This is a genomic window from Vibrio sp. 970, assembly GCF_033339075.1.
The window spans coordinates 1-923 of sequence record NZ_JAWOTW010000130.1 but is presented as its reverse complement, the minus strand read 5'-3'; the positions used below and the strand labels follow the sequence as shown (position 1 = coordinate 923).

Below are 923 nucleotides of genomic sequence, written 5' to 3'. Positions count from 1 at the left end.
ACACCTTGATACCGCCACCCGTAGAGGTCGAACCCGCACCAATCAACATCAAAACGATCATGATGAGTAATGCCGGTTGCGTGAACTGCGTTAAATCAACACTGTTAAAACCCGCTGTCCGCGCACTGGCTGATTGGAAGAAAGCGGCCAGCCATTGCCCGCCAGTAGTGAGCGAGCCCATGGTGTTGGGGTTGTGACGTTCCAAAAGCCAAAACAGCACCGTTCCCACCAACAGCAGTAACGGCGTGGCAATCAACATTATTTTGGTGTGAATATGTAAGAAGTGGAAACCTTTACGCCAATGTCGCCAAACGTCACCAATCACAGTGAAACCCAAGCCGCCAAAGATAAACAGACCAGCTAAGGTGAAACTCACTAACGGATCGTTGACAAAACTCATCATGCTGTCAGAGAAGAGAGCGAAGCCAGCATTATTGAAAGCCGAAATAGAGTGGAACAGCGCATAGAACATGCCCGTCTGCCACCCCATTTCTGGCACCCAACGATACGAGAGGAAGACAAAACCTATCGCCTCTGCCACCAGCGCAAATGTGACGATCTTTTTCACCAAACGACGCAGGTTGACTTGCCTTTCTTGGCCAAGTGCTTCTTTGGCTAATGCCTGCTGACGTAGACTCAAGCGCACCCCAAACATATAGAGCAGCACCGCAGATAAGGTCATTTGCCCTAAGCCGCCGATCTGCATCAAACACATCAGAAGAATTTTACCCGCGAGCGTAAAATGTTGGCCAGTATCGACCACACCCAATCCCGTCGCACTAATGGCTGAAGTCGCGGTAAACAACGCGTCAGTAATAGACAGACCAGAAACCGAAAAAACCGGTAGCGTAAGCAGAACAGCAGAAGGCAATAACACTCCGAGAAAGCTCAGCAATATAATGCGCGGTTCGCCACCTTTCGCT

General features: G+C 49.9%; 1 protein-coding gene. It reads right to left on the bottom strand.

Annotated elements, in window-relative coordinates:
- The coding region (locus R7Q11_RS25210; RefSeq protein WP_225466883.1) for a potassium transporter TrkG at nt 1-923 on the bottom strand (923 nt) is incomplete at both ends.